The organism is Pseudomonas sp. PSB18, from assembly GCF_014596565.1.
Lineage (GTDB): Bacteria > Pseudomonadota > Gammaproteobacteria > Pseudomonadales > Pseudomonadaceae > Aquipseudomonas.
This window is the reverse complement of the sequence record NZ_NOIN01000002.1, coordinates 640,633-654,475: the sequence shown is the minus strand read 5'-3', so window position 1 is coordinate 654,475 and position 13,843 is coordinate 640,633. Positions and strand designations below refer to the sequence as shown.

The window sequence follows — 13,843 nt, the reverse complement described above, 5'->3', positions numbered from 1 at the left end:
GGCGTCGCCAGTTCCAGATCAGGTAGCCGAACAGCATGCCTATCACACTCGCCAGCGGCGACCACCACCAGCCTTCCAACGCGAGCACAGCGCTGATCGACAACGCCAGCGCCATGCCACCGACCATGGTCCATAGGGCCAGGTGAGGGCGCAGCAACAACAATCCCAGCACGCAGGCCACCAGGCACACTGACAAGACGGCGCTCGATCCATGACGGGCCGATTGGGCACTGAACGACAACAGCGCCGTCACCGGCAACAGCAGCAGACTTATCCACAACCACTCCCGCACCAACTGTCGAAACAATCGCTGGGCCTGGGTGGGTTCACGGCTTTCACTGCGACGCGGATGACTCATGGATGACCTGACTGAACATAGAGAGAAGTGGCTTCATGGTTGATGCAAAGCCCAAGACTATAGCGGACTCGATGGGTGGCGCGCGGCTGCCTTTCCCTCTGCGCCGTGAGCCGGTATTGTCGCAGCCTGCGACAGGGGAACGGCAATAAAGATGGCAGATTGCGTACCCCCCTGATGATGTCCGTTACCTTCGAGATCAAGGAATCGCGCCCATGCGTGTCGCCATACTGGATGACGAACCGGCCGAATTGCGCCGGGTGGAACAGACACTCCAACAGATCCCCGGCAGGGGCGAGCAGACCTGGACCCTGCACAGTTTCGAACGCGGTGAGGACTTGTTGCGGCAACTGCGTCGGGAGACCTTCGACCTGCTGATCCTCGACTGGCAGCTGCCCGATATCAGCGGCCTTTCACTGCTGCGCTGGACCCGCGAGCACATGGACGCGCCTCCGGCCGCCATCATGCTCACCAGCCGGGACGGTGAACACGACATCGTCCAGGCGCTCAATGCCGGGGCCGACGATTACGTGAGCAAACCTTTCCGGCCCAACGAGCTCAAGGCCAGGGTCACTGCGGTGTTGCGGCGCCATAACCTGCAACGCGCTCCGACCAGCGACGTGCTGGTGTTCAACGACCTGGCCTTCGACGACGCCGAGCTGACCGTAACCCGAGCCGGTAACCCGATCAGCCTGACCGAACGGGAATACCGCCTGGCCCGTTGCCTGTTCGCTAACCTGGGCCGCCCATTGTCCCGGGAATATTTCTACGAACGATTCTGGACCCACGAAGAAATGACGTCGTCCCGTCCGCTCGACACCCATATCTATCGTCTACGCAACAAGCTTGGCCTGACGGCAGACCGAGGTTGGCAGTTATTGACGATTTACGGGTATGGGTATCGGTTGGAGAGTGTGACGGCGGGAAGCGAGGCGTCGGTGGCGAGCTAGGCTGATCGTTTGATCGTTCCCACGCTCTGCGTGGGAATGCAGCCAGAGACGCTCGGCGTCTCAAAGAGCCGAACGCAGAGCGTCCGTTGAGGCGTTCCCACGCAGAGCGTGGGAACGATCCAATCAGCCGTGCGCCTGTACCAGGCTTCCTGCTTTTGCAATCCGACGGCGCTGCACCAACAGTCCGGACACCACCACCAGCAGGCTCAACAGCCCAGTCGCGAGGATCTCCACACGGTGGGCCTCCTGGAACAGCATGATGGTCAGGGCCGCGACGATAAAAATGATCACCGCGTAGGTCAGGCCTGGGAACAACCACATGCTGAAAGCGATTTTTTCCCCACAGGCCATGCGTTGCTTGCGCATGCGCAGTTGCGAGAACGCGATCACCAGATACACCAGCAGTGCGATAGCGCCGGAGCTGGCCAACAGAAATTCGAACACCGCCGCCGGTGCCACGTAGTTGGCGAACACCGCCAGGAACGCGGCAGCAGTCGAGAGCATCACTGCCCAGTAAGGTGTGCCGCTCTTGTTGGTGCGCTGGGAAACGGCCGGCGCATCGCCGCGCTTGCCCAACGAAAACATCATGCGCGACGCCGTGTACAGTGCCGAGTTCAGGCAACTGGTCACCGCAACCAGCACCACGATATCGACGATCAGCTTGGCATTCGGAATGCCCATGCGCTCCAGCACGGTCTGGTAGGAGCCTACGCTGGCGAGCAGCGGGTCATTCCATGGGACCAGGGAGACGACCATGAAAATCGACACGAGATAGAACAAGCCGATCCGCCAGATGACCGAGTTGGTGGCCTTGGAAATCTGCTGCCCCGGGTTCTTCGATTCGGCTGCGGCAATGGTCACGATCTCGGTGCCCATGAACGAAAACATGGTGGTCAGAATCGCCCCCAACACCGCACCCATGCCGTTTGGCAGGAAGCCCTGAGTATCAAACAAGTGCGAAACACCGCTGACTTGGCTGGTGGGTAAGAGGCCGAAGATCGCCAATGTGCCCAGGACAACGAAGCCGATGATCGCTATGACCTTGACCAGGGCAAACCAGAACTCGAACTCTCCGTAGTTCTTCACACTGAACAGGTTGGTGATCGTCAGCAGCAAGGTGATGACCAGGGTGAACACCCAGATGGCCACATTCGGAAACCAGGCATGCAGGATGGTCGCAGCGGCGTTGGCCTCCAGGGGAATTACCAGCACCCAGAACCACCAGTAGAGCCAACCGATGGTGAAGCCGGCCCAATGACCAATCGCTCGATCAGCGTAAGTCGAAAACGAACCGGTGTCCGGCGAAGCCACCGCCATTTCCCCCAGCATCCGCATCACCAACACCACCAATGCACCGGCAGCGGCGTAGGCCAACAGCACAGCCGGACCGGCCGCAGCGATAGCGTGACCGGAGCCTACGAAAAGCCCGGCACCAATCACGCCGGCGATGGAGAGCATCGTCACATGACGGGGTTTGAGCCCTTGCTCCAGATTGTTGGAAGTTTGCGTACCACTCATTGAGACTACCCTTGGTCTTGAATTTATTCGTACCGCCTCGTACCACCGCCTCTTTGTAAATTTAAAGAAACGAGGTGTTGTTTATTTAACACGCAAGTTTTACGCCAGAAAACCTGGGGCCTCCGGGTTCCGGGGCTCTCAGCCAATATTCAAGTCATTGAGAATGAAGAGTTTGTTCCGAAGTGTTACCGGGTTACCCGATTTATGACCACCCGGTCCATCAGGAGAATCATTGTTTTCAAGCGTAAAAAAAAGCCAACGCATGAGCGTTGGCTTTTTTGTAGCGGCACTGCCGAAGGATCAGAAATCCAGGTTAGACACTGCCAGGGCGTTGCTCTCGATGAAGTCACGACGAGGCTCGACCGCATCACCCATCAAGGTGTTGAAGATCTGGTCCGCGCCAATGGCGTCTTCGATGGTCACTTTCAGCATCCGGCGCGAGCCTGGGTCCATGGTGGTTTCCCACAGCTGATCCGGGTTCATCTCACCCAGCCCTTTGTATCGCTGGATGGTGTGGCGCTTGGTGCTTTCAGCCATCAGCCATTCAAGGGCTTCCTTGAACTCGGTGACGGCTTTCTTGCGCTCGCCACGCTGGATGTAGGCGCCTTCGTCCAGCAGCGTGCTCAGTTGCGCGCCGAGGGATACGACAGTCTTGTAGTCATTGCTGCTGAAGAAGTCGCGGTTGAAGGTGACGTAGTTCGACAGGCCGTGGGAGATCAGCTCGACCTCCGGCAACCAGACGTTACGCTCGCGGTCTTCACGCAGGCTGGCCTTGTAGACCAGGCCGGACTTCTCGACGGTGCGCAGGCGGACTTCGTACTGGGCCAGCCAATCCTGCATGGCAGCATGATCGGACAGTTGCTCCATGCTGACGGCCGGCAGGTAGATGAAGTGCTCGGTCAGTTCCTGTGGGTACAGGCGCGACAGGCGCTTGAGGGTCTTCATCACCAGGCGGAAGTCATTGACCAGGCGCTCGAGAGCCTCACCGGAAATCCCCGGGGCGTCTTCGTTCAGGTGCAGGCTCGCATCTTCCAGGGCCGACTGCGTCATGTACTCTTCCATGGCGTCGTCGTCCTTGATGTACTGCTCCTGCTTGCCTTTCTTGACCTTGTACAGCGGCGGCTGGGCGATGTAGATGTAGCCGCGCTCGATCAGCTCCGGCAACTGACGGAAGAAGAACGTCAGCAGCAGGGTACGGATGTGCGATCCGTCGACGTCGGCGTCGGTCATGATGATGATGTTGTGATAGCGCAGCTTGTCGATGTTGTACTCTTCGCGGCCGATGCCACAGCCCAGCGCGGTGATGAGCGTGCCGACTTCCTGCGAGGAGATCATCTTGTCGAAGCGCGCCTTCTCGACGTTCAGGATCTTGCCCTTGAGAGGCAGGATGGCCTGGGTCCGGCGGTTGCGTCCCTGCTTGGCGGAGCCGCCAGCAGAGTCACCTTCCACGAGGTACAGTTCGGACAGGGCAGGGTCTTTTTCCTGGCAGTCAGCCAGCTTGCCCGGCAGGCCGGCGATGTCCAGCGCGCCTTTGCGGCGGGTCATCTCACGGGCCTTGCGTGCCGCTTCACGGGCACGCGCGGCGTCGATCATCTTGCCGACCACCAGCTTGGCTTCGTTCGGGTTTTCCAACAGGAAGTCGGAGAAGTACTTGCCCATTTCCTGCTCGACCGCGGTCTTCACTTCGGAAGACACCAGCTTGTCCTTGGTTTGGGAGCTGAACTTCGGATCCGGCACTTTCACCGAAATGATCGCCGTCAGGCCTTCGCGTGCATCGTCACCGGTGGTGGCGACTTTATGCTTCTTCGCCAGGCCTTCCTGTTCGATGTAGTTGTTCAGGTTACGCGTCAACGCCGAACGGAAACCCACCAGGTGGGTACCGCCATCGCGCTGCGGGATGTTGTTGGTGAAGCACAACAGATTCTCGTTGAAGCTGTCGTTCCACTGCAGGGCGATTTCCACGCCGATGCCGTCTTCACGCTGGACGTTGAAGTGGAACACCTGGTTGACCGCGGTCTTGTTGGTGTTCAGGTATTCAACGAATGCACGCAGGCCACCTTCATACTTGAACAGCTCTTCCTTGCCGCTGCGCTCGTCCTTGAGGACGATGCCGACACCGGAGTTGAGGAAGGACAGCTCACGAATCCGCTTGGCCAGGATGTCCCAGCTGAAGTGGATGTTCTTGAAGGTTTCGCTGGAAGCCTTGAAGTGGATCTGGGTGCCGGTGGTTTCGCTATCGCCAACGATGGCCATCGGCGCCTGGGGCACGCCATGGACATAAGTCTGCTCCCAGATCTTGCCACTGCGGCGCACGGTGAGCACCAGCTCCTCGGACAGCGCGTTCACCACAGAGACACCTACGCCGTGCAGCCCGCCGGAAACCTTGTAGGAGTTGTCATCGAACTTACCGCCGGCGTGCAGCACGGTCATGATGACCTCGGCTGCCGAAACGCCTTCTTCCTTGTGCACGTCTACCGGGATGCCTCGACCGTTGTCACGAACGGTGATGGACTCATCCGGGTGGATGATGATGCTGATGTCGTCGCAATAGCCCGCGAGGGCTTCGTCGATGGAGTTATCGACCACCTCGAACACCATGTGGTGCAGACCGCTGCCATCGTCGGTGTCACCAATGTACATACCGGGACGTTTGCGTACGGCATCCAGGCCTTTCAGCACTTTAATGCTCGTTGAGTCGTACGTATTTTCTTCGCTCAATGCCTTCACTCCCGATGGTCGTGGGTCTGGGTGATACGGCCCTGTTCCACGTGGAACAGAGCGACTGGCGTTTCCGTCTGCCAGCCTTCCCTCAATAATTCGTGATCTACACAGGTGATGAAAACCTGGCAGCGTAAGTCTTCCAGCAAACGGCAAAGCGCTCGGCGGTGGGCCTCGTCCAGCTCGGACGGCAAGTCATCCACCAGATAAATACACTGACCGCGACGGGCCTGGCTGACCAGGTGCCCCTGGGCAATACGCAAGGCACACACCACCAACTTCTGCTGCCCCCGGGACAAAATGTCCGCGGCGTTATGAGCGCCCAATCTGAGGCGCAAGTCAGCGCGTTGAGGTCCAGCCTGGGTGTGGCCCATCTGCTGATCCCGTTGCAGCGAGCCCGCCAGTACGGCGCTCAGTTCCCGGTCCTTGTCCCAGCCTCGGTAATAGCTGAGCGTCAGGCCCTCGAGCTCAACCAGTTCGCTCAAGGTCTGTTCGAAGACCGGTTTCAAGGCTTTGATGTAAGCGCGGCGGTATTCATCGATTTCAGCGCTGGCCTGACACAGTTCCCTGTCCCAAACCGCTTGCGAAACGGCGTCAAGTGTACCATGTCGCAGCCAAGAGTTTCTCTGGCGCAGCGCCTTCTGCAAGCGCTGCCAGGTAGCCATGAACCGCGGCTCCACGTGAAACACGCCCCAGTCCAGGAATTGCCGGCGAATCTTCGGAGCCCCTTCCAGCAAACGGAAACTGTCCGGGTTGATCAACTGCAACGGCAGGATCTCCGCCAGTTGCGCGGCGCTGCGAGCATTCTGACCGTCGATGCGAATCTGGAATTCGCCTTGCCGGTCCCGTGAAATGCCCAACGCGCTGTGACCACCTTCCGCCAGCTCCACCTGCCCGAACACCGTACAGGCCAGTTGGTCGTACTGGATGACCGGTAAAAGGCGGGTGCTGCGAAACGAACGGGCAAGCCCCAGCAGGTGTACGGCTTCCAATACACTGGTTTTGCCGCTGCCGTTGGCGCCGTAAAGAATATTGATTCGGGGGGAGGGGGAGAAGGTCACCGGGTGCAGATTGCGCACCGCGGTGACCGAGACGCGACTTAAGGACATCTAGCTTCTGCTGATTTACAGACGCATCGGCATGACAACGTAGGCCGAATCGTCGTTATCGGATTCCTGCACCAACGCACTGCTGTTGGAATCCGACAGGATCAGGCGTACTTGCTCGGTGGTCATCACGCCCAGCACGTCGAGCAGGTAGCTGACGTTGAAGCCGATCTCCAGGGAGCCGCCGTTGTAATCAACGCCCACTTCTTCTTCCGCTTCTTCCTGTTCGGGGTTGTTCGCCTGGATCTTCAACTGACCGCTGGCCAGTTGCAGACGGATGCCGCGGTACTTCTCGTTGGACAGAATCGCGGTACGGCTGAAGGCCTCGCGCAGCGCCTGACGATCACCCAGCACCAGTTTGTCGCCACCTTTAGGCAACACACGCTCGTAGTCAGGGAACTTGCCGTCTACCAGCTTCGAGGTGAAGGTGAATTCCCCAGTGGTAGCGCGGATGTGGTGTTGGCCCAATACGATACTGACGTTGCCGTCCGGCTCGGTCAGCAGGCGTGCCAATTCCAGGATACCTTTGCGGGGCACGATCACCTGGTGGCGATCCGGCTGACCGATATCTGCCTGCATCGAGCACATCGCCAGGCGGTGACCGTCAGTGGCAACGGCGCGGATAACACCGGCGGACACTTCCAGCAGCATGCCATTGAGGTAGTAACGCACGTCCTGCTGGGCCATGGCGAAGCTGGTGCGCTCGATCAAGCGGCGCAGCCTGCTTTGCTCGAGGCTGCAGGTCAGCGATCCCGGGCCTTCTTCCACGGTCGGGAAGTCGTTGGCAGGCAGGGTCGACAGAGTGAAACGGCTGCGCCCGGCCTTGACCACGAGCTTCTGCTCATCGACCTTGATATCGATCAGCGCATCGTTGGGCAGGCTCTTGCAGATGTCCATCAGCTTGCGCGCAGGCACGGTGATGGAACCCGGATCTGCAGGCTCTTCAAGCTGCACACGACCGACCAGCTCGACTTCCAGGTCGGTACCGGTCAGCGACAGTTGCTGGCCTTCGACAACCAGCAGCACGTTGGAAAGTACCGGCAAGGTCTGGCGGCGTTCGACGACGCCTGCGACCAGTTGCAGGGGTTTCAACAGGGCTTCGCGTTGAATGGTGAAATGCATGGTCTAGTCCCTTGCCTTAATAAGCTGCGCTGGTGGTCATCAAGTGGTCAGTGTACGCAGCAGGTTCTTGTAGTCCTCGCGGATGTCCGCGTCGGATTCCTTAAGTTCGTTGATCTTGCGGCAGGCGTGCAACACCGTGGTGTGGTCGCGTCCGCCAAACACATCGCCGATTTCCGGCAGACTGTGGTTGGTCAGCTCCTTGGACAAGGCCATGGCCACCTGGCGCGGCCGGGCCACCGAACGCGAACGGCGTTTGGAGAGCAGGTCGGATATCTTGATTTTGTAGTATTCAGCAACAGTTCGCTGAATGTTATCCACAGAAACAAGCTTGTCCTGAAGCGCCAGGAGATCCTTCAAGGACTCACGAATCAGCTCGATGGTGATGTCGCGCCCCATGAAGTGGGAATGCGCGATCACCCGCTTGAGCGCGCCTTCGAGCTCACGCACGTTCGAACGGATGCGCTGAGCGATGAAGAACGCGGCATCGTGAGGCAACTCGACCTTGGCCTGATCGGCCTTTTTCATCAGGATCGCCACCCGGGTTTCAAGCTCCGGCGGCTCGACGGCTACCGTCAGGCCCCAGCCGAAACGCGATTTCAGGCGCTCTTCCAGGCCTTCGATTTCCTTCGGATAACGGTCACTGGTGAGAATGACCTGCTGTCCGCCTTCAAGCAACGCGTTGAAGGTGTGGAAAAACTCTTCCTGGGAGCGTTCCTTGCGGGCAAAGAACTGAATATCGTCGATCAGCAGCGCATCCACCGAACGGTAGAAACGCTTGAATTCATTGATGGCGTTCAGTTGCAGCGCCTTGACCATATCGGCCACGAAACGCTCGGAATGCAGGTACACGACCTTGGCATTCGGGTTCTTCTTTAATAAGTGGTTACCCACAGCGTGCATCAAGTGGGTTTTACCCAGGCCCACACCGCCATATAGGAACAGCGGGTTGTAGCCATGCTTGGGGTTGTCCGCCACCTGCCAGGCTGCCGCCCGGGCCAGTTGGTTGGACTTGCCTTCGACGAAGTTCTCGAAGGTAAAGGTGCGGTTCAGGTAGCTGGTGTGCTTGAGCGCACCTTCGACCTGCACGGTGCGCTGCTCGGCGCGTACCGGTGCCTGTTGGGTACTGGCGCCCGCCATGGGGTCGAAGCTGTCCCGGGAAGGCTCTTCGCTGGCTTCGGGCACCTTGTGTGAATTTCTTTTGCTCGGCGCGGGAGCCGGGACGACCGGGCTTGCCGGCGCCTGGGCAGCCTGGGCCTGGGAGGCCGCGGCAGCCAGCGGTGCATTCGGAGCCGCGCGCGGGGCCGAGCTGCGCTTGCTGCCTATTAACAAGGACAGCGCAGGCGCCATGCCATTGCCATGCTCGTCGAGCAGTTCCATGACCCGACCCAGGTACTTTTCGTTGACCCAGTCGAGGACGAAACGGTTCGGTGCGTAGACGCGCAACTCGTCGCCTTCGGCTTCGACCTGTAGTGGACGGATCCAAGTGTTGAATTGTTGGGCAGGCAGCTCATCGCGCAAAAGCTCCACGCACTGCTGCCAAAGTTCCACTGACACGGACATCCCCTAAGTTGAAAGCCGGTGAGGCAAAAACAAGCGGCCATTGTAGCGAGCAGACGTCCACTTATCCACACGCAGGTTCATCCTCACCCACGATTTATCAATGCGTTAACTCCTAAAAAGACGACAGGCGGTCAGCGGATAAGCTCTGTGGATAACCAGGCCTGAGGCCGTTGTACAAGTGGGGGCAAAACCCGGTGGATAAGCGCCCTGTGGATAACTGGCCTTTCCACACACAGCTTATCCGCCCCCGCAGCACAGCCTGGGCACTGCTTTCCCCTGTAGTTGTCATTCTCTGTACATGGCGATCTATAAGGGCTCAATGAGGTTATCCACAGACAGATGGCTGCCTAGTCTTTATAAGCTTCACAGAAAAGCTTTAAATAATTCCCTTCTTTATTTCTATATCTGGCGCAGCGTGATCAATGGCCACAGGCCTGAACATCTATTTAAAGGAAACGTTGGTTGGAAATTGACCTATGGGCTTGCTTTCTCTAGAATCCCCGGTCTCTTAAAACGGGGGCCATTCCGGCCCGTTGTGGACGAACCAGGTAACACGACATGAAACGTACTTTCCAACCAAGCACTATCAAACGCGCTCGTACCCACGGTTTCCGTGCTCGCATGGCTACCAAGAACGGTCGTGCCGTCCTGTCGCGTCGTCGCGCCAAAGGTCGTGCGCGTCTGGCAGTTTGATAATCCGGCACTGGAGGTGAGTCAGGACTTCAGTCGGGAAAAGCGTCTGCTTACACCCCGGCATTTCAAGGCAGTCTTTGACTCCCCTACCGGCAAGGTTCCGGGGAAAAATCTCCTGCTCCTTGCGCGCAGCAACGATCTCGATCACCCCCGCCTAGGGCTGGTTATCGGGAAAAAGAGCGTCAAGCTCTCCGTGCAGCGCAATCGCCTCAAACGTCTGATGCGCGAATCGTTCCGCTTGAACCAGGATTCACTGGTCGGATGGGACATTGTTATCGTCGCGCGCAAAGGTTTGGGGGACGTAGAAAACCCTGAACTGATTCAGCATTTCGGCAAACTCTGGAAACGTCTGGCCCGCAACAAGCCAGCATCCCCAGTCAACACCGAAACTGCAGGGGTAGACAGTCCCGATGCGTAAACTGGCACTCGTTCCGATCCAGTTTTACCGCTATGCCATTAGTCCCCTGATGGCCAGTCACTGTCGTTTCTACCCCAGCTGCTCCTGCTACGCGTATGAAGCCATAGAAAATCATGGCCTTCTGCGCGGTGGCTGGCTGACCTTTCGTCGTTTAGGTCGCTGTCATCCGTGGAATCCCGGCGGTTATGACCCGGTTCCGCCTATCCCTACCTCCCGTTCTTCTTCGATGGCCGAGTAATCATGGATATCAAACGCACGATCCTGATCGTCGCCCTGGCAATCGTGTCTTACGTCATGGTTCTTAAATGGAACCAGGACTATGGCCAGGCTGCCCTGCCGACTCAGAATGTTGCAGCCAGCAATACCGCACCGAGCCTGCCGGATACTGCTTCCGGCAACAACGCTGCCAGCAGTGATGACATTCCACGCGCGGCAAGCGATACCAGTGCTCCTGCCGAAGCCCCTGTGGCTGCAAGCAAGGATCTGATCCAGATCAAGACCGACGTGCTCCAGCTGGCAATCGATCCACAGGGTGGTGATATCGCCCAACTGACGCTGCCGCTTTATCCGCGTCGCCAGGATCATCCGGACATTCCGTTCCAGCTGTTCGATAACGGTAACGAACGGACCTATCTGGCCCAGAGCGGCCTGATCGGCACCAATGGCCCGGATGCCAGTCCGGCCGGTCGCCCGGTCTACGCCTCGGAGAAGAAGAGTTATCAACTGGCTGACGGTCAGGACCAGTTGGTCGTGGACCTGAAGTTCAGCAAGGATGGCGTCAACTACATCAAGCGTTTCACGCTGAAACGTGGCCTGTATGACGTGGTCGTGTCCTATCTGATCGACAACCAGAGCGCCCAACCCTGGTCCGGTGCGATGTTCGCGCAGTTGAAACGTGATGCCAGCGCCGATCCTTCCTCCAGCACCGCCACCGGCACCGCGACTTACCTGGGCGCAGCCCTGTGGACAAGTTCCGAGCCGTACAAGAAAGTGTCCATGAAAGACATGGACAAGGCACAGCTCAAGGAAACCGTTCAAGGTGGCTGGGTTGCCTGGCTGCAGCACTATTTTGTAACCGCCTGGATCCCGCAGAAGGGCGAAAGCAACATCGTCCAGACCCGCAAGGACAGCAAAGGCAACTACATCATTGGCTACACCGGTCCTGCATTGACCGCTGCGCCGGGTGCCAAGGCTGAAACCAGCGCTACGTTGTATGCCGGTCCAAAAAGCCAGGCCGTACTGAAACAATTGTCCCCAGGTCTGGAATTGACCGTGGACTATGGTTTCCTGTGGTTCATTGCCCAGCCGATCTTCTGGCTGCTGCAACATATCCACAGCATCGTCGGTAACTGGGGCTGGTCGATCATTTTCCTGACCATGCTGATCAAGGGGTTGTTCTTCCCATTGTCGGCCGCCAGCTACAAGTCCATGGCTCGCATGCGCGCCGTGGCCCCGAAACTGGCCGCTCTGAAAGAGCAACATGGCGATGACCGGCAGAAAATGTCCCAGGCCATGATGGAGCTGTACAAGAAAGAGAAAATCAACCCGCTGGGTGGTTGCTTGCCGATTCTCGTACAGATGCCTGTGTTCCTGTCGCTGTACTGGGTTCTGCTGGAAAGCGTGGAGATGCGCCAGGCGCCGTTCATGCTGTGGATTACCGACCTGTCGATCAAGGATCCGTTCTTCATCCTGCCGATCATCATGGGCGCCACCATGTTCATCCAGCAGCAGCTGAACCCGACGCCTCCGGACCCTATGCAAGCGAAGGTCATGAAGATGATGCCGATCATCTTCACCTTCTTCTTCCTGTGGTTCCCGGCCGGTCTGGTGCTGTACTGGGTTGTGAACAACGTGTTGTCCATTACTCAACAGTGGTACATCACGCGTAAGATCGAATCGGCTACGAAGAAAGCCGAGGCGTAACTTGCACTGTGGATAACCACACAAAACGCCCCCTAGTGGGGCGTTTTGCTATCTGTCACTTTTGTCTGGATACCGGTTTATGAGCACACCTCGTGAAACCATCGCCGCCGTTGCTACTGCCCAAGGTCGCGGCGGTGTCGGCATCGTCCGCATTTCAGGACCACTGGCCAGTATCGCGGCCAAGGCCATCAGCGGTCGTGAGCTCAAGCCACGGTTTGCTCATTACGGCCCATTCTTCAGTGATGATCAGCAGGTGCTCGACGAAGGCCTCGCTCTATATTTCCCGGGGCCGAATTCATTCACCGGTGAAGACGTGCTGGAATTACAGGGCCACGGCGGCCCTATCGTGCTGGACATGCTGCTCAAGCGTTGCCTTGAACTGGGTTGTCGCCTGGCCCGCCCGGGCGAATTCAGTGAACGGGCCTTCCTCAACGACAAACTCGACCTGGCCCAAGCCGAAGCGATTGCCGACCTCATCGAAGCCAGTTCGGCGCAGGCTGCCCGCAATGCCCTGCGTTCCTTGCAAGGCGCGTTCTCCCAGCGGGTGCATGGCCTGACCGAACAACTGATCGGCCTGCGCATCTACGTCGAGGCCGCTATCGACTTTCCCGAAGAAGAAATCGACTTCCTCGCCGATGGCCATGTACTGGGCCTGCTCGACAAAGTGCGTGATGAGTTATCCACAGTAATGCGGGAAGCAGGACAAGGGGCTTTGTTGCGCGACGGTATGACCGTAGTGATCGCCGGACGGCCGAACGCAGGAAAATCCAGCCTCCTCAATGCTCTTGCAGGCCGTGAGGCCGCGATTGTCACAGAGATCGCCGGCACGACCCGGGACATCTTGCGTGAACATATCCACATCGACGGCATGCCGTTGCACGTTGTGGATACCGCCGGGTTGCGCGACACCGATGACCAGGTGGAAAAGATCGGCGTCGAGCGAGCGCTGAAGGCCATTGGCGAGGCCGATCGCGTGTTGCTGGTGGTCGATGCGACGGCACCTGAAGCGGATGATCCTTTCGCGTTGTGGCCTGAGTTCCTCGAAGTGCGCCCGGATCCGGCGAAAGTCACGTTGATCCGTAACAAAGCCGACCTGACCGGCGAAGCGATCGCCCTCGAGGTCAGCGCCGACGGCCATGTGACCATCAGCCTGAGCGCGAAAGCCGCGGGAGAGGGCCTCGAACTGCTGCGTGAACACCTCAAGGCCTGCATGGGCTACGAGCAAACCTCTGAAAGCAGCTTCAGCGCCCGGCGGCGTCACCTCGAAGCCTTGCGTCATGCCAGCGCCGCGCTGGAACACGGTCGCGCACAGCTGACGCTGGCGGGCGCTGGCGAATTACTAGCCGAAGATTTGCGCCAAGCCCAGCAATACCTGGGAGAAATCACCGGCGCCTTCAGCTCCGATGACTTGCTGGGGCGGATTTTCTCCAGCTTCTGCATCGGTAAGTAAGTCCTTCCCTCAAAACGGGCTGCACCTCGC

General features: G+C 58.6%; 11 protein-coding genes and 1 pseudogene. 6 read left to right on the top strand and 6 right to left on the bottom strand.

Annotation, left to right across the window (positions count from 1 at the left end; genetic code table 11):
• Positions 1 to 226: 226 nt before the first annotated feature.
• A pseudogene (locus CGA22_RS27395) lies at positions 227 to 358 on the bottom strand (hypothetical protein); the annotation flags it as partial.
• Positions 359 to 570: 212 nt separating this feature from the next.
• Here CGA22_RS27395 and CGA22_RS07030 point away from each other — a divergent pair.
• The gene (locus CGA22_RS07030) at positions 571 to 1,305 is read left to right on the top strand and encodes a response regulator transcription factor (protein WP_041023029.1); all 735 of its coding nucleotides are present in this window, start codon (positions 571 to 573) and stop codon (positions 1,303 to 1,305) included.
• Positions 1,306 to 1,428: 123 nt separating this feature from the next.
• Here the strand turns inward: CGA22_RS07030 and gabP are convergent, their stop codons facing one another.
• From gabP to dnaA, 5 genes are all read right to left on the bottom strand, one after another.
• Complete coding sequence (gabP, locus tag CGA22_RS07025; protein ID WP_041023028.1) at positions 1,429 to 2,823, bottom strand: GABA permease; 1,395 nt, start codon at positions 2,821 to 2,823, stop codon at positions 1,429 to 1,431.
• A 300-nt stretch (positions 2,824 to 3,123) separates the two neighbouring features.
• Positions 3,124 to 5,541, bottom strand: a complete 2,418-nt coding sequence (gyrB, locus tag CGA22_RS07020) for a DNA topoisomerase (ATP-hydrolyzing) subunit B (RefSeq protein WP_188258525.1) — start codon at positions 5,539 to 5,541, stop codon at positions 3,124 to 3,126.
• Between the two features lie 5 nt (positions 5,542 to 5,546).
• On the bottom strand, positions 5,547 to 6,650 hold the full coding sequence (gene recF / locus CGA22_RS07015; RefSeq protein WP_030139022.1) for a DNA replication/repair protein RecF: 1,104 nt from the start codon (positions 6,648 to 6,650) through the stop codon (positions 5,547 to 5,549).
• Between the two features lie 15 nt (positions 6,651 to 6,665).
• Positions 6,666 to 7,769 carry a DNA polymerase III subunit beta gene (gene dnaN, locus CGA22_RS07010; RefSeq protein WP_041023027.1) on the bottom strand — a complete coding sequence of 368 codons (1,104 nt, stop codon included), beginning with the start codon at positions 7,767 to 7,769 and terminating at the stop codon, positions 6,666 to 6,668.
• Between the two features lie 39 nt (positions 7,770 to 7,808).
• Positions 7,809 to 9,323, bottom strand: coding sequence for a chromosomal replication initiator protein DnaA (gene dnaA, locus CGA22_RS07005; RefSeq protein WP_041023040.1), 1,515 nt, complete (start codon positions 9,321 to 9,323; stop codon positions 7,809 to 7,811).
• Positions 9,324 to 9,887: 564 nt separating this feature from the next.
• On the opposite strand from dnaA, the gene rpmH reads away from it, so the two are divergent.
• From rpmH to mnmE, 5 genes are all read left to right on the top strand, one after another.
• Positions 9,888 to 10,022 carry a 50S ribosomal protein L34 gene (gene rpmH, locus CGA22_RS07000; RefSeq protein ID WP_003213577.1) on the top strand — a complete coding sequence of 45 codons (135 nt, stop codon included), beginning with the start codon at positions 9,888 to 9,890 and terminating at the stop codon, positions 10,020 to 10,022.
• Positions 10,023 to 10,038: 16 nt separating this feature from the next.
• Positions 10,039 to 10,440: a ribonuclease P protein component gene (gene rnpA / locus CGA22_RS06995; RefSeq protein ID WP_041023039.1), complete on the top strand. Its 402-nt coding sequence runs from the start codon at positions 10,039 to 10,041 to the stop codon at positions 10,438 to 10,440.
• Complete coding sequence (yidD, locus tag CGA22_RS06990; RefSeq protein WP_010465488.1) at positions 10,433 to 10,678, top strand: membrane protein insertion efficiency factor YidD; 246 nt, start codon at positions 10,433 to 10,435, stop codon at positions 10,676 to 10,678. Before rnpA ends, yidD begins: the two co-directional genes overlap by 8 nt.
• A gap of 2 nt (positions 10,679 to 10,680) precedes the next feature.
• A complete protein-coding gene (gene yidC, locus CGA22_RS06985; RefSeq protein WP_041023026.1) occupies positions 10,681 to 12,363 on the top strand; it encodes a membrane protein insertase YidC in 1,683 nt (560 codons plus the stop codon).
• A gap of 79 nt (positions 12,364 to 12,442) precedes the next feature.
• Complete coding sequence (gene mnmE / locus CGA22_RS06980; RefSeq protein WP_041023025.1) at positions 12,443 to 13,813, top strand: tRNA uridine-5-carboxymethylaminomethyl(34) synthesis GTPase MnmE; 1,371 nt, start codon at positions 12,443 to 12,445, stop codon at positions 13,811 to 13,813.
• Positions 13,814 to 13,843: the final 30 nt, after the last annotated feature.

Bases quoted from the DNA above. Each gene is read 5' to 3' on its own strand.
- CGA22_RS07030 (WP_041023029.1), top strand. From the start codon at position 571: ATGCGTGTCGCCATACTGGATGACGAACCGGCCGAATTGCGCCGGGTG.
- gabP (WP_041023028.1), bottom strand. From the start codon at position 2,823: ATGAGTGGTACGCAAACTTCCAACAATCTGGAGCAAGGGCTCAAACCC.
- recF (WP_030139022.1), bottom strand. From the start codon at position 6,650: ATGTCCTTAAGTCGCGTCTCGGTCACCGCGGTGCGCAATCTGCACCCG.
- dnaN (WP_041023027.1), bottom strand. From the start codon at position 7,769: ATGCATTTCACCATTCAACGCGAAGCCCTGTTGAAACCCCTGCAACTG.
- rpmH (WP_003213577.1), top strand. From the start codon at position 9,888: ATGAAACGTACTTTCCAACCAAGCACTATCAAACGCGCTCGTACCCAC.
- yidD (WP_010465488.1), top strand. From the start codon at position 10,433: ATGCGTAAACTGGCACTCGTTCCGATCCAGTTTTACCGCTATGCCATT.
- yidC (WP_041023026.1), top strand. From the start codon at position 10,681: ATGGATATCAAACGCACGATCCTGATCGTCGCCCTGGCAATCGTGTCT.
- mnmE (WP_041023025.1), top strand. From the start codon at position 12,443: ATGAGCACACCTCGTGAAACCATCGCCGCCGTTGCTACTGCCCAAGGT.